Origin of the sequence: Pseudoalteromonas sp. CF6-2 (genome assembly GCF_021729425.1) — a bacterium.
Taxonomy (GTDB): Bacteria; Pseudomonadota; Gammaproteobacteria; order Enterobacterales; family Alteromonadaceae; genus Pseudoalteromonas; species Pseudoalteromonas arabiensis.
Genome location: NZ_CP091442.1, coordinates 738,894 through 758,917, shown reverse-complemented (window position 1 = coordinate 758,917; position 20,024 = coordinate 738,894). Strand labels below are relative to the sequence as shown.

The 20,024-nt window shown below is 41.9% G+C and carries 16 protein-coding genes; 9 read left to right on the top strand and 7 right to left on the bottom strand.

Going from position 1 to position 20,024, the window contains the following annotated elements:
* Together L3Q70_RS03555 and L3Q70_RS03550 are read right to left on the bottom strand one after the other, a co-directional pair.
* Entirely contained in the window at positions 1-750 is a 750-nt protein-coding gene (locus tag L3Q70_RS03555) for a transporter substrate-binding domain-containing protein (RefSeq protein WP_157066227.1), read from the bottom strand.
* Positions 751-805: 55 nt separating this feature from the next.
* Positions 806-1,210, bottom strand: coding sequence for an HIT domain-containing protein (locus L3Q70_RS03550; protein ID WP_237114860.1), 405 nt, complete (start codon positions 1,208-1,210; stop codon positions 806-808).
* Between the two features lie 112 nt (positions 1,211-1,322).
* Between L3Q70_RS03550 and L3Q70_RS03545 the strand changes: the two genes are divergently transcribed.
* Both L3Q70_RS03545 and L3Q70_RS03540 read left to right on the top strand, forming a co-directional pair.
* Entirely contained in the window at positions 1,323-3,548 is a 2,226-nt protein-coding gene (locus L3Q70_RS03545; protein ID WP_237114859.1) for a S9 family peptidase, read from the top strand.
* 149 nt (positions 3,549-3,697) lie between these two features.
* Positions 3,698-5,335, top strand: a complete 1,638-nt coding sequence (locus tag L3Q70_RS03540; RefSeq protein WP_193988381.1) for a methyl-accepting chemotaxis protein — start codon at positions 3,698-3,700, stop codon at positions 5,333-5,335.
* Between the two features lie 46 nt (positions 5,336-5,381).
* Here the strand turns inward: L3Q70_RS03540 and L3Q70_RS03535 are convergent, their stop codons facing one another.
* From L3Q70_RS03535 to L3Q70_RS03520, 4 genes are all read right to left on the bottom strand, one after another.
* Positions 5,382-6,905 carry a leucyl aminopeptidase family protein gene (locus tag L3Q70_RS03535; RefSeq protein WP_237114858.1) on the bottom strand — a complete coding sequence of 508 codons (1,524 nt, stop codon included), beginning with the start codon at positions 6,903-6,905 and terminating at the stop codon, positions 5,382-5,384.
* A gap of 103 nt (positions 6,906-7,008) precedes the next feature.
* The gene (locus tag L3Q70_RS03530; protein WP_062570182.1) at positions 7,009-8,691 is read right to left on the bottom strand and encodes a carbon starvation protein A; all 1,683 of its coding nucleotides are present in this window, start codon (positions 8,689-8,691) and stop codon (positions 7,009-7,011) included.
* Positions 8,692-8,796: 105 nt separating this feature from the next.
* Positions 8,797-9,849: a DNA polymerase IV gene (gene dinB, locus L3Q70_RS03525; RefSeq protein WP_193988380.1), complete on the bottom strand. Its 1,053-nt coding sequence runs from the start codon at positions 9,847-9,849 to the stop codon at positions 8,797-8,799.
* Positions 9,850-9,911: 62 nt separating this feature from the next.
* Positions 9,912-10,118, bottom strand: a complete 207-nt coding sequence (locus L3Q70_RS03520) for a hypothetical protein (RefSeq protein WP_237114857.1) — start codon at positions 10,116-10,118, stop codon at positions 9,912-9,914.
* Between the two features lie 152 nt (positions 10,119-10,270).
* Here L3Q70_RS03520 and L3Q70_RS03515 point away from each other — a divergent pair, with 152 nt between their 5' ends.
* The 3 genes from L3Q70_RS03515 (at position 10,271) to L3Q70_RS03505 (ending at position 12,825) form a co-directional block, all read left to right on the top strand.
* The gene (locus L3Q70_RS03515; RefSeq protein ID WP_062570179.1) at positions 10,271-10,699 is read left to right on the top strand and encodes a thioesterase family protein; all 429 of its coding nucleotides are present in this window, start codon (positions 10,271-10,273) and stop codon (positions 10,697-10,699) included.
* A gap of 12 nt (positions 10,700-10,711) precedes the next feature.
* Positions 10,712-11,764 carry an aldo/keto reductase gene (locus L3Q70_RS03510; protein WP_193988379.1) on the top strand — a complete coding sequence of 351 codons (1,053 nt, stop codon included), beginning with the start codon at positions 10,712-10,714 and terminating at the stop codon, positions 11,762-11,764.
* Positions 11,765-11,910: 146 nt separating this feature from the next.
* Entirely contained in the window at positions 11,911-12,825 is a 915-nt protein-coding gene (locus L3Q70_RS03505) for an ABC transporter substrate-binding protein (protein WP_157066226.1), read from the top strand.
* On the opposite strand, the gene L3Q70_RS03500 is transcribed toward L3Q70_RS03505, so the two are convergent.
* Positions 12,776-13,387, bottom strand: coding sequence for a fumarylacetoacetate hydrolase family protein (locus tag L3Q70_RS03500; RefSeq protein ID WP_193988378.1), 612 nt, complete (start codon positions 13,385-13,387; stop codon positions 12,776-12,778). The genes L3Q70_RS03505 and L3Q70_RS03500 overlap by 50 nt on opposite strands.
* Positions 13,388-13,680: 293 nt before the next feature.
* Between L3Q70_RS03500 and L3Q70_RS03495 the strand changes: the two genes are divergently transcribed.
* The 4 genes from L3Q70_RS03495 (at position 13,681) to L3Q70_RS03480 (ending at position 20,014) form a co-directional block, all read left to right on the top strand.
* A complete protein-coding gene (locus L3Q70_RS03495) occupies positions 13,681-16,626 on the top strand; it encodes a TonB-dependent receptor (protein WP_237114856.1) in 2,946 nt (981 codons plus the stop codon).
* Between the two features lie 90 nt (positions 16,627-16,716).
* Positions 16,717-18,258 (top strand): tryptophan halogenase family protein, encoded by a 1,542-nt coding sequence (locus L3Q70_RS03490; RefSeq protein ID WP_193988377.1) that lies wholly within the window; start codon positions 16,717-16,719, stop codon positions 18,256-18,258.
* Positions 18,259-18,278: 20 nt separating this feature from the next.
* Positions 18,279-19,004, top strand: a complete 726-nt coding sequence (locus L3Q70_RS03485) for a SapC family protein (RefSeq protein WP_237114855.1) — start codon at positions 18,279-18,281, stop codon at positions 19,002-19,004.
* Positions 19,005-19,009: 5 nt separating this feature from the next.
* A complete protein-coding gene (locus L3Q70_RS03480) occupies positions 19,010-20,014 on the top strand; it encodes a cupin-like domain-containing protein (protein WP_167346351.1) in 1,005 nt (334 codons plus the stop codon).
* Positions 20,015-20,024: the final 10 nt, after the last annotated feature.

Genomic DNA, 20,024 nt, shown 5'->3' with positions numbered 1-20,024 from the left:
TTAATGAGCAACAAAACTGAGTCCATACTTGTTGTTTAACTTTACGATATCGCCACTTATCAACATGTTATGAAACTCTCGGTTAAACTCATCAATAAAACGACCTAACTCTCGTTGTTTAGAAAAACCAAAATAGCCTTGATTAACAGTTAGCAAGGGCGAAAGCATAATAACGTCTTCAGCAATCCCTAATCTTTCTATTACAGGCTTTGCCGCACGTGGATGAGCCAGAAGCAGATCAACTCTATCGTACATTAACTGTAAAAAGCTTGCTTGCACACTCGCCACCTCAGAGAGTGACAAACTCGATTCATAACGCTTAAACTCTTGACCGTAATCCCAACCTCGAATTACACCTATTACGTCTTTTTTTAAACTAGCGAAGTTGCCAAGCCAAGTAACTGAGTTACTCGGTTTAGTATAAAATACAATAGGATCCTCATAGAAAGGCAGTTCACTGTACAGAATATATTGCTCGCGAAGCAGCGACTTGTAGGGTCCAATAATCGCATCAGCCTTCCCTTGCTCAACCATTTTCAACGCTCGCTTCAATGGCATCACATCGATAATTACGGTATGCCCTAAACGCCGACATATTTCATGAACAATATCAGCACCCAGTCCGGTAGCATCTCCTTGGGGATTAGGCTCCAAAATTGCGGGGAAATGACTCCCTACAAAGTAATAACTTTTAGCAAAACACGAAAAGGAGCTAAAAATAAAAAGTACTGAAAGCATTAACCTTTTCACTTTTTACTCCCTCCTTTTAGTATTCTGAAAAATAAATTTTACTCTAGCACGAATATTAAAAATGCGCTTTAAGTGCTGAAATTTGCTCATCGCTATAAGGTATAGCAGGTAACTTTCCCCATACAGGTGCGGGCCATGCGGCATCGCTTTTAAAACGCGCAATATGATGAATATGTAATTGCGATACCATGTTACCCAGTGCAGCAACATTCAGCTTATCAGGACTAAATACCTGTTGAAGCAGCTTACTTAACTTAGCAGATTCTTGAAGTAACATAATTTGTTGCTGTTCAGACAGGTCAATGATCTCTTTAACACCCGCCTCTCTAGGCACTAAAATAAACCATGGATATTGGCTGTCATTCATCAGCAATACTTTACACAGTGGCCAATCAGCAAGTTCGATACAGTCGCGTTGTAGTTCTTTGGCCAGCGAAAACGGCGAGTAGGTATTTTCCATCAAAAAATCCTTAAATCTAAGTTGTACCCCTGCTACTTTATAGCATTTAGTTGCAGTTGCCTAAGCTTACCATTAACATCGTGGCAGTTTTTATTCGAGCAAAGGTACCCTTGTGCTAAAAAAAATTAAATATCTCTCACTTGCCCTGCCAATGGTTGCAACGGTATTTAGTGTAAACGCAGAACAACTCACCCTAGAACGTATTTTTGATGACCCAAGCCTAGCTGGTAAAGCGCCGGTACAGTTAAAGTTTTCACCTGATGGAAGTCGAGTTACTTACCTACAAGGTAAAACAGATGACTATAACCGCTACGATTTATGGGAATACAATCTAAAAGATAACAAAAATCGTCTACTGGTTGACTCCGCAGCATTATTTTCAGGCCCAGAAAATTTATCTGATGAAGAAAAAGCACGTCGTGAGCGTCAGCGTATTTTTGGTAAAGGCATTTTAGAATACAAATGGTCAAAAGATGGAAAGGCACTCCTTTTTCCACTTAATGGTGATCTTTACTACTACGAACTTGCCTCAGCTAAAAGCCGCAAGTTAACGGACACTGACGCATTTGAAACCGATGCACGTTTCTCACCAAAAGGGCATTATGTATCTTTTATCCGTGAGCAAAATCTTTACGCACTTAATTTAAAAACAGGTAAAGAAATCCAATTAAGTAACGATGGCGGTGGCGTAATTAAAAACGGCATGGCTGAATTTGTTGCGCAAGAAGAAATGGGCCGTATGACGGGCTACTGGTGGTCAGGTGATGAAGCAAAAATTGCCTATACCCGTGTTGATGAAAGCCCTGTAAAAGAAGCCATTCGTAACGAAATTTACGCAGATGAAGTAAAGCTTTTTAATCAACGCTATCCGTTCACTGGCACTGATAATGTTGAAATAAAACTTGGCGTAGTAAATATCAACAATCAAAAAACTGACTGGATTGATTTAGGTGAAGATAAAGACATCTACATCGCGCGAGCTAAGTGGTTAAAAGACAACAAAACTTTGTCATATCAGTGGCAAGACCGTTCACAACACAATTTAGAGCTGCGTTTTTATAATAGCGATAGTAAAAAACAAAAAGTCGCATTAACAGAAACAAGCAAAACGTGGATAAACCTACACTTTGATCTTGAGTTCTTAAATGATAAAAAGCACTTTGTATGGGCATCTGAACGTGATGGCTTTAAACACCTATATTTATATCGCACAAACGGTGAAATGATCCGCCAAATCACACAAGGTGATTGGGTTGTTGATAGCTTAAAAGGGATTGATGAGAAAAAAGGCATCGTTTATTTTGCTGGCCGTAAAGACACAGCACTTGAAAGCCACCTTTACAGCGTACCGCTATTCAAAAAAGGCGAAATTAAGCGCGTAACTGAACTTGGTGCATACCACAATGTGGTCATTGCAAAAGATAACAAAACTTTTATCGATAACAGCTCATCAGTTAACAAACCAGGCTCTGCTGCGTTACGTAAAATCAATGGTGATTTCATCACCTGGCTTGAAGAAAACAAGTTAGATAAGTCACACCCATTAACGCCTTATCTCGCTGATTTAATCACCCCAGAATACGGTACATTAACGGCTGAAGATGGACAGACTATGCATTATCGTTTGTTCAAGCCAACAAATTATCAAGATGGTAAAAAACACCCTGTCATTGTAAATGTATATGGGGGTCCTCACGCGCAACGTGTCACTAATAGCTGGCGCAGCAAAAACTTGTACTTCCAGTATATGGCGCAACAAGGCTATGTTATTTTCCAACTTGACAACCGTGGTTCATACAACCGTGGTAAAAAGTTTGAAGACGTGATTTATAAGCACTTAGGTGTTGCTGAAGTTGCAGACCAAATCAAAGGTGTCGAGTTCTTACGTACTCTTGATTACGTTGACCCTGAGCGTATTGGTATTTATGGCCACAGCTACGGTGGTTACATGGCGCTTATGACGATGTTTAAAGCGGGCGACTACTTCAAAGCCGGTGTTTCTGGTGCGCCAGTAACTGATTGGGCACTGTACGATACGCACTACACTGAGCGTTATGTCGGTCACCCTGCTAGCAACGCAAAAGGCTACGAAGCAAGTGCCGTATTCCCCTATGCTGAAGGCTTAAAAGGCCCGTTGATGATTTACCACGGTATGGCTGATGACAACGTGTTATTCACTCACGCCACTAAGTTGTTCAAACAACTGCAAGATCAAGAAAAGCAGTTCGAAATGATGACTTACCCTGGCTCAAAACACAGTTTACGTGGCAAGAGCGTACAAACTCACTTACACCAAACTATCACAAGTTTCTTCAACCGACACTTTAACGTAGAGTAATCTAGTTTAATTTCGATAACTTAGACTAAAGGCTGATTGTAAAATCAGCCTTTTTTTTGTCTCAATATATTCTACTAGTTAACTAGATTTTCGACCTATTTTAGCTACGCTTAATACATTGCTCCTATGAGCATGACGAAGGAATATACATGAATTATTTACGCCGCTTTACTATTTTACAACGTCTTGCCATGTTGGTGAGCGTAGTAGTGATTGGTCTTATCTTTTTAAGCATATCAAGCTTAACGCAACAATATGAATCTTTAGAACAAGAACAATACATCAAAACCCAAAACTTAGTTGAATCAGCTCATAGTATTATTGAACATAACTATGCACTTTTTAAAGAAGGAAAGCTCAGCGAAGAGCAAGCAAAACAAGCTGCCTTACAAACTATTTCTGCACTACGGTACGACAATAACAATTATTTTTGGATAAATGACTACCAACCCGTCATGGTGATGCATCCATTTAAACCAGAACTAAATGGTAAATCACTTGCGGGCAGTAAAGATCCTGATGGCGTACTGTTATTTGTCGATATGGTCAATATTGTCAAAAAGCAAGGTGAAGGATTTATCCCTTACAAGTGGCCAAAGCCTGGGAAAGATCAGCCCGTCGATAAAATTGCCTATGTTAAAGGCTTTGCTAAGTGGCAGTGGATTGTTGGCTCAGGTGTCTATATCGATACCATTGAAGAGGCATTTGCTTCACTGCGAAACCACGTCATTATCACTGCCGTGATCATTATCGCCCTGTTAACTGCGCTCAGTTATCTCATTGCAAATAGCATTTTACGACCAACGCAGCTTGCCGCTAACATGATGAAAGATATTTCCCAAGGAGAAGGCGACTTAACTCAGCAACTTGATGAAAATGGCAATGATGAAGTGTCACGGTTATCGCGCTACTTCAATCTTTACACCGCTAAAATGCGTGAATCGCTCAAGCATGTTGCACATAATGCACAACAGGTGAACCAATTCGCTCACAATGTCGATGATGCCAGTAAAACCAACCTGTCATTTATAGAACTTCAAAATGACAGTTCAACTCAAGTGGCTACAGCAATGGAGCAAATGACACACCAAATCCACGATGTCAGTCAAAATGCCGAACAAGCTGAACATGCAGCCAATGAAGCATCCCATAACGCTGAAAATGGCAAGCAAGTGCTAAATAAAACCATCACAGCTATAGAAACACTGTCGCATAATATTGAGCAAGTCAGTCAAGCGACCGCAGACCTTGCAGCCGAAAGTAACAATATAGGCTCTGTACTTGATGTGATACGCAGTATCGCCGAGCAAACTAATCTACTGGCGTTGAACGCAGCTATAGAAGCAGCTCGAGCTGGTGAACAAGGCCGCGGCTTTGCGGTTGTCGCTGATGAAGTGCGCACCCTTGCTAGCCGCACCGGCAAGAGCACTGATGAAATTCAAGCTATGATCAGTAAATTACAAATCGGTGCTCAAGCCGCTGTTGATGCAGTATCAGCAAGTCAACAGCTTTCAAGCGATACCGTACTACAAGCGAGTGAAGCGAACGCATCGTTGACAGAAATTGAGCGCTTAGTGAGTGTAATTAAAGACATGAATAGCCAGATAGCACGCGCCACAGAGCAACAAACAAGCGCAGCAGATGAGGTAAATTTACGAATCAATGAACTTTCACAGTCCACCGAGCAATCCTTATCAAATACTCAAGGATTATCAAGTGACAGTGAAAACTTAAAGCAAAGCTCCCAAGCATTAAGTGATGTTGTAAACCGCTTCAAGCTCGACTAACGACAAAAAAACCCGCATGATGCGGGTTTTTTCTTAATCTAATAACTTACAAACAATAACGTGCAAATAAGCTGCTAACTGTTGCAGCGGTTGGCTTGCCGTGTTGCCAGTCACCGCCTTCTACACCACTGCCCGCAATATCCATGTGCACATACGGTAATGGTTGCGCTGATTCAGTGCCATGCTTATCTAAGCCACCAACAATCGCCAAGAACGCCATTGGAAATTGGTGACCACGTGCAGTCACTGCAGAAGCTGCATTATTACTTGATAATACATCATCAGCTAACGTGCGCGGCTTAATAAAGTCATAATCTTCACGGCGGCTACGAGAAACCTCTGCAGCATCGGCCCATAAGTCGCCTAAATCAGCAAGTTTACGTGAAATATTAGCCTGACGTGCGGGGCCATTTTCAACATAAGCGCTGTAAGGACCCATGGCTCGTGCTGCGTGACCAGTTAGAGTTGCCACAGTGAATAGCTCAGGGTTTACTTCGTTTAATGCGCGGTCTTTCATTTCACTTAGTAAGTCACCCATTGCTAAACGCCCCTCTGCATCCGTATTGCCAATACGCACACGCACACCTTCACGACTTGTAATGATTTCATCTGGAACAAAGCAATCAGAACCAATCGAATTACGAACCACGGCTAAATAAGCAATCACTTTTACCCCTTTTGGAGCATAGTCTGCCACTGACTTCATAAAGCCAGCTACCGAAGCAGCACCGCCTTTATCGCGGCTCATACCTGCCATAAAGCCACCAACTTTAAGGTCTGCACCACCGGTATCGTAAACTAAACCTTTACCAACAAACATCAAGGTACGCTCAACGTCGCCTTCAGGTACATATTCTAGTTTCACAACGCGTGGGTGATGGCGCTCAACAGCGTAAGAAGCACGTGCTACCGTGCTCATCATTGGGTAATCTTTATCGATAGTGTTGATATCTGAAATCACCTCAACAGATACCTTGCTGCCTGCAAATAACTCAACACAGTAATCTGCAAAACGTGGTGGTGCCATGCGCTCAGGCTCCGTACCACATAAATCACGCGCAGCGTATTGACCCGCTGCAATCGCATTCACAGCTTTCGTTGTTTGCTCATTTGCGCCAATAAGACTAATTTGACTAATAGGCTCAATGGATTGCCCATGAAATTCTCGCGCTTCAAGCGGTTGCCACAATGCCTGACATGCACCTAAAAAAGCCACTTCAAGTGCATGTTGATAACGCCCATCTTGGCTTGCTTGTGGTAAGTACAAAGCTGGTTTAGTGCTACCTGATGCTTTGGCTTCTAATATACCTTGCTTTGCAGCATCAAAATAACGACGTACATCGTCATAGTCGCGATTAAGTGGACCTGTCGGTGCTAAAATTACACGTTTAGAATCAATCACAAGTAACGTAACTTGCTTACCAATACGTGCATCAACAGCTTGATGTGTAGTAATTGCTTGACTTAAATTTTGATCAGCTAAAGAAGAAAAGTCATCACTGATAATAATTAATGCATCGTGATCTGCATCAGCAATCTGAGGTGCTGAAATTGCATGAGGGTATGCCATAAAAAAGGTCCTGCTGTTAGAAACATAGGACCGTATTATCATTGATTTGGTCAGCTATTGCCAGCCAAGCAAATTAAGCTGCTTTATGGCTGGCAAGCTAAGTTTACTGCTCTGTAACTTGCTTATTATCGTTACGATGCTTAACGATCACAGACCACGCTTCTAACATCACCAAAACGCTAATTACAAGCACTAAAACATCAAGAGTAACTAACAGCCAGTTACCTTGCTGATAGTATTCACCCAGTTTGATTACGCCAGCAAAAAACGCCATCACTAGCACAAAGCTCATCGGGATCAATGTATATTTTGCAGGACGGTTCGCTTTAATTAACATCACAGAAATAACCAGTAACGTTAAGCTTGCAAGGATCTGGTTAGTAGAACCAAATAGAGGCCAAATAATCATACCGCCACTGCCATCAGCACCACCAGCACCAAAAGCTAGCAGTAAGCAACACAGCACAGCAATTAAGGTTGCAATCACACCATTGCGAATAATACTGATGTTATAAATATCACCCCATTCTTGGATAATATAACGCTGCAGACGCACACCCGAATCCATCGTTGTACCAGCGAATAACACAACCATCACGGCAAGTAATGTTGAAGCTATCTCGTTTGACAAGCCCCAGCCGCTTTCAATTAAGTTAGCACCGCCATTAATAAATGCACTGACACTACCAGCCCCTAAATGACTGTAAATTTCATGCCACTCTTCAGGCGAAACAGCAAGCGCAACACCACTTACCGCAACTAGGGTAATCAACGCTAGCATGCCTTCGCCCACGGCACCTAAATAACCAACAAAACGGCCATCGGTCTCTTTATTTAGCTGTTTAGAGCTGGTACCCGATGACACGATACCGTGGAAACCAGACACCGCACCACAGGCAATAGTAACAAATAGCAACGGAATAATACTTGGCGTATCCACCGCAGTTTGGGTATTAAAAGCAGGTGCTGTGATATCTGGCATAGAAATAAATACCGCACCATATAGCAGGACTAAACCAACCAGTAATTGCATACCATTAATAAAGTCGCGTGGTTGCAGCAGCATCCATACAGGTAGAAGTGAAGCGATAGCAGCATAAATGAATAAAATAATAATCCAGTTCGCATTTGCGCTTAAACCAAACATTTCGTCAGGTAAAGCAATTGGCATTCCGCTTCCTAGATAAATGGTGTAATAAAGTATCCCCACACCAACAAAGCAAAGTGGGATTAAAGACACTTTACGTCTTAATAACTGACCAATAACTAAAGCAACAACAATGGCAGCCCAAGCAGGAAAAACAGCATTTGGTTGTGATACAAATGACTTGGCAATAACAACGCCAAATACAGCGTTGACCATTAGCAGTACTAAAAATACCACAATCATAAATAACGCACGGGTGCGTTTGCCTATCACCGTCTCAGACAGTGCCCCCATCGACTTGCCTTTATTGCGGGCACTGGCCCACAAAGCGCCCATGTCATGCACACCAGCGAAGAAAATAGTACCAAATACAACCCAAAGTACAGCAGGTACCCAGCCCCAGTATACAGCAATCGCTGGGCCGACTATCGGCGCAGCACCTGCCACTGAAGTAAAATGATGGCCCCACAACACAACCTTGTTTGTAGGCACATAGTCAACACCATCTTCAAGTTCATGAGCGGGTGTGACAAAATTATCATCCATTTTGAAAATCTTCTCGGCGATGAATTTCGAATAGAAAAACCATCCGAACAACATACCGATTATTCCGAGCAGCACGATCACGACCGATTGCATAGTCATCTCTCTTATTTAGTTATAATGTTGTCTTAAGGAGGTGTATAGAAAGATTCAGCACCCCACCAAACACTATCAAAATTTCAACCACCAAGGTGTTAACCTTTAGTCTAATATACTAAGCTGAAAATGCTCATGAGATTGACTCTTTATTCCAACCCCTATTCCCAATAAACGCACTGGTTGGTCTTTGCCTCGCTCATACGCTTTACTTAAAAGTTCTGAAAATATGCTTTCATCTAATTGGTGATGACTTTGATCAGCACTGGTTACTACAAAGTTCGCAAACTTCACCTTCACCGATAATTTGTTGATACGGTTATTTAATTGTTGTTTATCAAGGCGGCGCGTTAATTCATCCATTAAGGAGGGTAATTGGCTTAAACATTCATCCAAATTAGTTTTATTGTACTCATAGGTATGCTCAACACTCAGTGATTTACGCACTCGCTCTGTGGATACCTTACCAATGTATTCACCCGCACATTTTTGATATAGAGAAACGCCAAAATTTCCAACATGCTGCTGCATCCAGTTAACACCCTTAGCACACACATCAGCCCCAGTATAGAGCCCCTTAAGTTGCAGCTTTTCTAAAGTCACCTTGCCCACACCTGGGATTTTACCCAGCGGCAATTGTGCCAAAAAGTCATCGACTTGCTCAGGTAACACGACAAACTGGCCATTAGGCTTGTTTTCATCGCTGGCGATTTTGGCAATAAACTTAATTGGCGCAACGCCAGCTGATGCAGTCAGGCCTGTCGTATCATAGATTTCTTGACGGATTTGCTGTGCCATAAGCGTAGCACTGCCTTTACAAGCGGTGCTGTCAGTTACATCAAGATAAGCTTCATCAAGTGATAAGGGCTCAATTAGGTCGGTATATTTAGCAAAAATAGCGCGTATCTGTGTGGAGATTTCTTTGTAAACATGCATTCGCCCAGGCACAATGACCAGATCAGGGCATAATTGTTTGGCATGGTAGTTAGACATTGCCGAACGCACACCATACTGGCGAGCAATATAGTTAGCTGTAGAAAGCACCCCACGACGACTATTACCGCCAATTGCTAACGGCACACTTGCCAAAGCGGGGTTATCACGCATCTCAACGGCTGCATAAAAGCAATCCATATCAATGTGAATGAATTTTTTCATCAGGCATATAACAACTGTTTATTTATACAGTCATTATTATGTAATCTGCCTAATTGTGCAAGTTATGAGGTTTGATTTGAGTGCTCAGACGCTTTTTTACGGTTAAATAATCGATAGCCAAATAACCAAAATGCGCCTTCAAGTAAAAAACCGACCACAATTATAGCGATAAAACCTGACATTGTGCCCATACTGTAGCAGAGTAAAGCAAGTGCTAGTACGATGAACAAGGCTATCCACTTCATTATCCTCACTGTTGTTTGCTGCATAATAAAATCCTTTATTGTGTCTTCTATATGAGCCACACTTTACGTAAGCGTGAACTATTAAAAGTAGCACAATTTGCTGAAATTTCTAATTTCCTTGAGCTAAAAGCAGCATATTGCTAACCTAAGTTTTCTCCAATTAATGAAGATTTACTATGCAATCGTTTATAGAACAACATCCTATCAGAACAAAAATTAATGTCGCTTGGGGTGAAATGGATGCCCTGCAACATGTCAATAATGTGGTCTATTTTCGTTATTTCGAAACAGCTCGGATCGACTTTTTTACCCAACTAGGTTTTCTTAAAGATTTACAAGTAACAGGTGTAGGCCCTGTGATCAGCGAAAACAACGCCCGCTATAAACGCCCAGTGACATTCCCTGACACAGTTCATGTTGGCGTAAAGATTAGTGACATTGAACACGATCGTTTTATGATGCATTACACTGTATTTAGTGAAAGCCAAGACGCTGTCACCACCATTGGCTCATCACAAGTCGTTATGTTTAATTTTAAAACGGGTAAAAAAGCCCAGTTAAGCGATGAGCTATTAACTGCACTCAAAGCCCATTCTCACGATTAACAAGGAACTAATATGCTTTATAGTCCACTTGGCCGAAGTGGTATTGATGTTTCTCGTGTCTGCCTAGGTAGCATGACATGGGGCATGCAAAATAACCAAGCTGATGCCGACGAACAAATTGCTTACGCGCTAGATAAAGGGGTTAACTTTATCGATACAGCAGAAATGTATGCCGTCCCCCCCTCACCCGACACATACGGAAAAACAGAAGAAATTATTGGTAATTGGCTAGCTCGTAACAAAAACAAGCGTGATAACCTTGTTATCGCAACTAAGATTGCAGGCAATGGATTATCTTGGGTGCGTGATGGCGGCGACATTACTCGTCAAGCTGTGATTGACGCTGTTGATGCGTCATTGAAACGCTTACAAACTGATGTTATCGATTTATACCAACTTCACTGGCCAAATCGTACTTCGCCACATTTTGGCAAGCAATGGCCTGGTATAGTCCGTTTTTCAGATGCCGACACCGAGCAAAATATAGCGGGTATGCTCGATATTCTTGAAGGTCTGAATGACTGTGTAAAAGCCGGTAAAATTAAACACTGTGGTTTATCAGACGACACGCCTTGGGGCATCAGCCAATACCTGCGTTTAAGTGAGCAGCATAATCTACCGCGCATGGTTTCTATTCAAAATGAGTTTAGCCTACTGCATGCCAAAGATTGGCCTTATTTAATAGAGCAATGTATTCACGAAGATGTTGCTTACCTGCCTTGGTCACCACTAGGTGGCGGTATGCTAAGCGGTAAATACTTAAATGGTAATCGCCCAGAAGGAAGTCGTTGGACCTTGGTACAACGTAATGGACTATTCAGAGACACAGTGCAATCACAGCAAGCGATTGCAAATTATGTGGATATTGCAAAAACCTACAGTGTAACACCCGCACAGCTTGCCCTTGCGTGGTGTAATCAAGTTGATGGGGTCTGTTCAACGATTATTGGGGCAACCTCGATGAGTCAACTACAAGACAATATAGCTGCTTTTTCAATTGAGTTATCAGAACAAGCTATCACTGATATCAATAATGTATTTAAACAATACCCGCAACCTTTCTGATATTTAAAGCTTCTGACTGAATAAGTATTAATACCTAAAAATTAATACTTATTCAGTAATTTACTTAACAACCCGTTATATTTTCAATACTTTAGTGTATAGTTAACATAAGTAATTTTGAAAACGGGTACTCAATGAGTAAGCATATGAAGTTAAAAATTTATACTGTTTTAAGCTTATTTTTAGCTCCGTTGACTCACGCCTCTGAAACCTTATCAATTACTTGGCTGGAAAATGACAGCAAGCCGTTTTATCTAGAAAAAAACGACAAAAACCAATACGGTGGTCTGTGTAATGAAATTACAGATATGCTCATCGAAGCACTGCCTAACATTAATCACAGTAAAGTATTACTACCGCAAAAAAGAGCTGGGAAGTACCTCGATGAAGGTCATATGGCGTGTTACTCTTGCATGATTCATCGGGAACAAAAAACTAAGCGTGCGACTTACTCAATCCCCACCACGGTTTACCCTCCTTTCACAATACTGAGTACTCATGAGCAAGCAAAAAAGATAACTCAAATTCATGGTAATCCCGTATCTTTAATTTCATTACTGACTGACTCAAGATTTATGTTTGGGCAAAACGATGCTCGTAAATTCGGGAGCAAATTTGAAAAAATAGCTAAAAATACTAAGTTATATGAAAGTGCAGCGCTTAGTAGCACAGGTAGTCATCCGAGTTACGCTATTCTTTCGCAACTTCAGCATGGTTATATTGATTACACAATTGATTATCCGTTTGTTGCTGATTACTACAATCAAAAAAATCAACAATATATAGAAAAGCTAACCATTAGTAATCCAAAGCAAAGTATTATGCTTGGCGCGATTGGTTGCTCAACAAGTGCTCCAAATAATTACGCCGAAAAAGTACTCGCTGAAATCAATCATGCATTAAAAACGAAAGTATTACCCAGTGAGCGCTACCAACAGAGTCAACGAGTATGGTTAGAGCAAAACTTTGCAGATTTTTCGTCACAATATGAGCGCTTGATATTAAACCCAATCAAACAGCCAGCCACTGGTGAGACAACACCTCACTCTGTTCGTCCATAAGCACCACTTGGAAAGTTGAACCAGATTCAACCTCCCCAACTCCTTCAGGGGTGCCGGTCATAATGATATCGCCGTCTTCGAGATCCAGAAATTCACTGATTTCAGATAAGATTTTCTCGGCATTATGGAGCATTAATTGTGTGTCACCATACTGAGCAGGCTCACCATCTATCAGTAAACTAAACTGATAATGCTTGGTATCATTACATGGTACGAAGTCACTAAAAAGAGCGGCACCATTAAATGCCTTGGCGCGCTCCCAAGGTAGCCCCTTTCCTTTTAAAGTGGATTGTAAACGGCGCTTTGTTAGGTCAAGCCCAAGTCCTACACCTGCAAGCTGTTTATCTTTAACTAAAAAGCACAACTCCGTTTCATAATGTAACTGTTCAGCACCATGAGTAGCATGAAGCGTATCTGACAAAGCACTATTGGGTTTAATAAATAACACCATACTCGTTGGCGTTTCATTATTAAGCTCTGCGATATGAGCGGCATAATTTCGGCCAACACAAACCACTTTACTTGGTGTGACTAACTCATTTACAAATTTAACTGCCTGCATGCTGGTCTCCTTGATTTGCTTCTATGTGAGTAATTTTTCAATTATTGCTAAAAATAGATACATTTGATACTAGGATGAAAAAATATGGCTAAAATAATATCCATAATAACATGAACATACATATTAATTGCGAGTATAAAAGTTATTTTTATTGACGATTGTTTTACTTTCTAATAACTTATTGTAAGCGGTTACATTTATAAAAATCGGGTTCGGCGATTTTTTTTGCAATAAAATGTAAGCGCTTACATTAGACAACAAACACAAAAATAAAACCAAATCTGGAGATTTGCATGAACCACACACAATTCAAGAGAAAGCAGCTTGCCATTAGCCTATCTATGGCAATGGGTTTAAGCGCGCTAGTTCCTCACTCAGCTGTCGCCGAAGAACAATCCGACAAAGCAAGTGATATTGAAGTTATACAAGTATCGGGGATTCGCGGTAGCCTTGTAAAATCAATGGACATCAAACGCCAATCTACGGGTGTTGTTGATGCAATCACTTCAGAAGACATTGGTAAGTTCCCAGACACGAACCTAGCCGAGTCACTGCAACGTATCACCGGTGTCTCTATCGACCGAAGTAACGGTGAAGGTAGCAAAATTACCGTGCGTGGTTTTGGTCCTGAGTTTAATCTAGTGACCTTAAACAATCGCCAAATGCCAACAACCGGCGGACGTTCATTCGATTTTGGTGACATCGCAACAGAAAGTGTAAGCGGTGTTGAAGTGTATAAAACAGCGCGTGCCGACATCCCAAGCGGCGGCATTGGCGCAACGGTTAATATCACGACTGCAAAGCCACTTTCAAATCCTGGTTTACATGCTTCTATCGGTGCAAAAGCCGTTCACGATACATCAAATGAAACTGGTGATGATATAACACCAGAATTATCAGGTATTTACAGTAATACGTTTAATGATGACAAATTTGGTATTTTAATCTCAGGTTCAGTACAAGAACGCGATAACCGCGAGCAATCAATGGCGGTTGATAACTGGATCCCAAATGTCGATCTCTCTACTTCACCAAACTTAAGTGTAACAGACAACAATCAACGTGCAGACGGTACAACTTGGTACCCGCAAAATGCGGGCTACGCTTTCTCCGATAACTCGCGTAAACGTACCAATGGCCAACTTGTACTGCAATACGCACCGAGTGATCGCGTAACGACAACCCTTGATTACACTTATTCAAAACTAGAATTTGAAAAAGACGGCCGTAGTTTTGGTGTATGGTTTAACAACGGGGGTAATGTTAGTTCTGCAACGATTAACGAAAATGGGACGTATACTAAGGTTAGCGAGTTCGGTGGAGATTACTCAACGAACCTCAACCGGGGTGCAACAACCAACGAAAATAAATCACTTGGTTTAAATATTGATTGGCAAGTAACCGATACTTTAAATATTGAGTTTGATGCTCATAACTCATCAGCAGAAACCGCGGGGGTTGGCTTAGGTCATGATGCCTTTATGATCATTGGTAATACCTCATGTTCATGGTGTGAAAACCCGACTGTTAATATCGATGAAAAAATGGCTGATTTTAGCCAAGGCGAAATACCGCTAATTGATATGACATTAACCAATGGCCAAGCAGAGCTTCTGCCAAGTGATATGGGAACGCTATTTGCTGGGGTTAATAAAGATACGAACACAAATGATCTTGATCAGTACCAGTTAAAAGGGACTTGGTTAAACGAAAATAATAGCGCCCTTACAAGTATCAATTTTGGTGTTTCACATACCAAAATTGACTTTAGAACCACACAAGCTTATTCAGAGCAACTTGCTGCTGGTTGGTGGTTAAACTCAGCTGATTGGTACAATGATGACCTGTTTACTCGTGTTGATAGTTCAGGTTTATTAGACGGCTTCTCAGGCGGCGGTAACGATAAGCTATTAAACTACTACTACGATGCTGACTTTGATGAGATAGTCGCGATTGCCCAAAGCATTGACTGTGACCACCCAGATGGCGGCATTGGCGCATGTAGCTGGCCTGCTGAATTAAATGGTATGGTGCAAGCTGGGCCGATTGATAATGATCATCGAGTAAGCGAAAAGACCCTATCATTCTACACTCAAGCAAACTTTGAAACTGAGTTTAACAATATGTATGTCACCATGGCGGTCGGTTTACGCTATGAAAAAACAGATGTTAGTTCGCAAAGCCTAGAAAAACCTGCAACAGGTATTACCTGGGTTAATGGTAATGAGTGGTCATATAACTTTGGTGAGCAGGCTTTCGCAAGTGGTGAAGGTAGCACCAGTGAATTTTTACCAAACTTAGATATTAATGTTGAAGTGACAGAAGATGTAATGGCTCGCTTTTCGTATAGCCGAACACTCGCTCGCCCTCCGGTTGATTCACTGCGTTCAACAACCTCATTCTTAGGTAACCCAAAAGTAGGTCAACGTAAAGTGGCTGTGGGTAACCCTGACTTGAAACCATTCGTCGCTGACAACATAGATTTATCACTTGAATATTATTATGGCGAAGGCAGCTACCTATCTGCAGGTTACTATCGTAAACAAGTTGAGAATTTCATTGTTAACATTACAACCCAAGAGACCATGGGAGATATTCGTGACCCATTCCTTGGCGAGCGTGCTGATCAAGCGCGTGAAGACTTAGCAGCAGAAGGAATAACACCTTCTGACCAAGCTATTCACGATAAAATCAATGAAAATCAAGGAACTGAGCAAGGAACAGGTATTACAGGCATTGGCACTGATCCACTAACAATCTTTGATGTGTCTCGCGACACCAATGTGGAAACAGGTAACCTTTGGGGTTGGGAGCTGGCAGCACAACATATGTTTGGTGATTCGGGCTTTGGTATTGCCGCCAACGCGACTTTCGTATTCGGTGATGTTGAAGCAGACCGAGATGCGATCGGCTATCAATTTGCTCTGCCTGGCTTAAGTGATTCAGCTAACTTCTCTGCTATTTATGATTTAGACGGTTTATCAGCTCGTGTTTCTTATAACTGGCGTGATGAATTCTTAACAGGCTTTGACCAACATGCTTCACCAATCTTCACTGAGTCTTATGGCCAGTGGGATATCAACGTGAACTATGCAGTAAACGAGAACCTAACTGTGTTTGTTGAAGGTCTAAACCTAACAGATGAAACGCAGCGTACCTACGTTCGTTACTCTGAGCAGCTGTTACGTGCAAACCAATACGGTGCGCGCTACAACATCGGCTTCCGCTACTCGTTCTAGCATTTTGTTGTCAAAAAAGCCGCTCAACAGCGGCTTTTTTTTTCACAATTATGCTAGTTTGTCTATATAGCATTTGAGGTAGCCTTGAATATGCAACACAAAGAAGTAAAAAAAATCGTCATTTTAGGTGGTGGTACTGCAGGTTGGTTATCTGCAGGGTTAATTGCTGCCCAGCCCCATTTAACTCACAACGCACAGATCACCCTGATTGAGTCGCCAGATATTGCCACCATTGGTGTCGGTGAAGGTACTTGGCCGACTATGCGACAAACCTTAAAAACCATCGGCATTAGCGAAAGTGAATTTATTCAACGCTGTGATGCGTCTTTTAAACAAGGTTCACGCTTTGATGGCTGGTGCGAAGATGAAGGTAACACACATTATTACCACCCGTTCAGCTTGCCTGTTGCGTATCAGCAATTAAATATTGCACCTTACTGGTTTGCCAACAAAGATGCGGTGAGTTTCAGCCACGCAGTGGCAAGCCAAACCTACTTGTGCGATCACCATAAAGCACCGAAAAACCACTTACATAGCGCCTATCAAGGTGAGGCAAACTATGGCTATCATTTAGATGCCGGTAAGTTTGCCATGCAGCTACAACAGCACTGCACAACAAAACTAAACGTTGAGCATATTGTCAGTCATGTTGAACGCATTAATAGTGATGAAGATGGCTATATTAGTTCATTGCAAACCCGCGATCATGGCGCTATTACGGGTGATTTATTTATTGATTGTTCAGGCACCCACGCAAAGCTGTTACATCAACATTACGGTATCGAACTAATCGAGCAACAAGATGTACTATTTAACGATCGTGCTGTGGCCGTACAGGTGCCTTATTTAAACCCCCAGCAAGAGATCCTGTCTTACACCAAAGCCACTGCGCAAGATGCTGGTTGGATTTGGGATATCGGCTTACAAAGCCGCCGTGGTCTGGGTATGGTATACTCAAGCCGCTTTGCCAGCAGTGAAGATGCTAAACAAGCGCTTAGCCAATACATTGCAAAATCCCAACCCGATACAAACCAAAGTGAACTAACCTTTCGTGAAATCAGCTTTACCCCGGGCTTTAGACGCCGTTTTTGGTATAAAAACTGTTTAGCTATTGGTATGTCTGCAGGCTTTATTGAGCCACTTGAAGCCTCAGCGTTAGTCATGGTGGAGCTTGGCCTGAATAACTTACTTGCTAATTTCCCAACACATCGTGCTGCAATGCCGACACTAGCCAAGCGTTTTGATGAGCAGTGCCATTATCGCTGGCAGCGTATTATTGAATTTTTAAAGCTGCATTACGTGTTGTCAAAACGCACTAGCCCCTATTGGCAAGCCCATAAAGAAGCAAACTCAATCCCAGAGCAGCTACAAGAAAATTTAGCACTGTGGCAATATCAAAGTCCATGGCTAAACGACTTTGACCGCGCTCAAGAAGTTTTCTCTGCGGCTAGTTACCAGTATGTACTTTATGGCATGAAACAACTACCGCAATTTCCAGCTCTAACAATGCCTTCAGCGATTGTTGAACACTTTAGTGCTAACCAACAACAAGCCAAACGCGGATTACAACAACTACCAACGAACCGCGAGCTGTTAAATCATATTCAGCAATTTGGCATACAACCTATTTAATCTCAGCATTAGGAGGCCCAATGGCCAATCATGTATTACTTGATAACATCAGCCATAAAGACCTAAAAGTGATCACCACACGCGGTGCTAACTGGGGCGATAATATTAGCTGCGCTACCGTATTCCCAAGCGAGTTTGCTAAAGTTCAAGCAAATCAACCCATCGTATTTCGTAAGCACCCTCAAACAGGCCAATTTGAAGCCCTCGCTTTATTTGGTTTTGAAAATGGCGAGAACTTGTTGCTTAACGAACAAGCCGAATTACAACTGAGTTACTTACCACTGAGTATGCAGCGCCAGCCATTTTTAATTGGTCAACAAACCCAGTATAACAATGGCATTCCTGAGCAATCACTGGTGGTACATATTGATTTAGACAGCCCACGTATAAGCACACGCGATGGTGAAGCCATTTTCCTTGAACATGGTGGGAATAGCGATTACTTAAATCATATTGCTCAAGTACTTAACGCGTTACATCAAGAACACCAAACAATTAATCAGTTTTTTGAACGTTTACTAAGCGTTGATTTACTCGAAGCGTTTAGCATTGAATATGCTCAAAAAAATGGTGAAAAGGTCACTGTAACTGGTTTCTATACCATTAACCAGCAGGCACTAAATAACTTAACTGCAGAACAACTCAAGCAGTTACAACAACAAGGTGACTTGCTGGCTATTTATATGGTGCTGGCATCAATGGAGCAAATTCCTCATTTGCTTGATAAAAAGTGGGCTAAGCAGTAATGTTTGTGGCTGCGCCAATAAAAGAATGCCATGCTTCCAGCATTGCTGATCTTAAACTGTTTTTAGCTGAGCAAACTGAGCCACTGGTAATAAGAGATCTCTGTGCTGATTGGCCACAAGTCATCGCGGCTAAACAAGGCTCTAAAAACGCCTTGGACTACCTTTTAGGCCTTGCCAATCACGCCCCAGTACGTAGTTTTAGCAGCGACGCTATTCATCAAGGTCGTTATTTTTATAACACTGATTTCTCGGGGCTTAATTTTTCACAGCAGGCCGATAATCTACTTTCTGTGCTACAAAAATTAGCACTAAAACTGTCGCAAACCGACTGTGATTCTCTATATATGGGCTCTACTGCTGTGGAGTATTGTGCTCCTAGCTTTAGCCTTAAGAACCCATTAACAGTGACCGATTATAACTGCCTAACAAGTCTCTGGGTGGGAAATCATAGCCAGATTGCGGCTCACTATGACAATGCTGATAACCTAGCCTGTGTTGCTGCGGGTGAGCGTACGTTTACTCTATTGCCAACTGATCAGGTCAATAACCTTTACGTTGGCCCACTCGAATTTACACCCGCTGGGCAAGCGATTAGCTTGGTTGATTTTAATAATCCTGATTTCAGCCGCTTTCCGCGCTTTAAAGAGGCTGTAGCAAAGGCGCAATCAGCCACCCTTGGCCCTGGCGATGCTATTTATATTCCAGCACTTTGGTGGCATCAGGTGAGCGCAACCAGTCCGTTTAATGTATTAGTAAACTATTGGTGGCGACAAGCCCCAGAGTATTTAGCAAATCCATTTGATGCCATGCTGCACAGTATGCTGGCAATTAAAGACTTACCAAACGAGCATAAGCAGAAATGGCAGCAACTATTTAATCATTATGTGTTTGCTGATGGTGTGGATTTAGCAAGCCACGTTGCTGAGCCTGCGCAAGGGATATTAGCGGATATCGACGAACTAACGGCCAGAAGAATAAGACAGCTATTACTACAAAAGCTCAACCGATAGAATGAACCAA

Bases quoted from the DNA above. Each gene is read 5' to 3' on its own strand.
- L3Q70_RS03550 (WP_237114860.1), bottom strand. From the start codon at position 1,210: ATGGAAAATACCTACTCGCCGTTTTCGCTGGCCAAAGAACTACAACGC.
- L3Q70_RS03540 (WP_193988381.1), top strand. From the start codon at position 3,698: ATGAATTATTTACGCCGCTTTACTATTTTACAACGTCTTGCCATGTTG.
- L3Q70_RS03535 (WP_237114858.1), bottom strand. From the start codon at position 6,905: ATGGCATACCCTCATGCAATTTCAGCACCTCAGATTGCTGATGCAGAT.
- L3Q70_RS03530 (WP_062570182.1), bottom strand. From the start codon at position 8,691: ATGCAATCGGTCGTGATCGTGCTGCTCGGAATAATCGGTATGTTGTTC.
- dinB (WP_193988380.1), bottom strand. From the start codon at position 9,849: ATGAAAAAATTCATTCACATTGATATGGATTGCTTTTATGCAGCCGTT.
- L3Q70_RS03520 (WP_237114857.1), bottom strand. From the start codon at position 10,118: ATGCAGCAAACAACAGTGAGGATAATGAAGTGGATAGCCTTGTTCATC.
- L3Q70_RS03515 (WP_062570179.1), top strand. From the start codon at position 10,271: ATGCAATCGTTTATAGAACAACATCCTATCAGAACAAAAATTAATGTC.
- L3Q70_RS03510 (WP_193988379.1), top strand. From the start codon at position 10,712: ATGCTTTATAGTCCACTTGGCCGAAGTGGTATTGATGTTTCTCGTGTC.
- L3Q70_RS03505 (WP_157066226.1), top strand. From the start codon at position 11,911: ATGAAGTTAAAAATTTATACTGTTTTAAGCTTATTTTTAGCTCCGTTG.
- L3Q70_RS03500 (WP_193988378.1), bottom strand. From the start codon at position 13,387: ATGCAGGCAGTTAAATTTGTAAATGAGTTAGTCACACCAAGTAAAGTG.
- L3Q70_RS03495 (WP_237114856.1), top strand. From the start codon at position 13,681: ATGAACCACACACAATTCAAGAGAAAGCAGCTTGCCATTAGCCTATCT.
- L3Q70_RS03490 (WP_193988377.1), top strand. From the start codon at position 16,717: ATGCAACACAAAGAAGTAAAAAAAATCGTCATTTTAGGTGGTGGTACT.
- L3Q70_RS03485 (WP_237114855.1), top strand. From the start codon at position 18,279: ATGGCCAATCATGTATTACTTGATAACATCAGCCATAAAGACCTAAAA.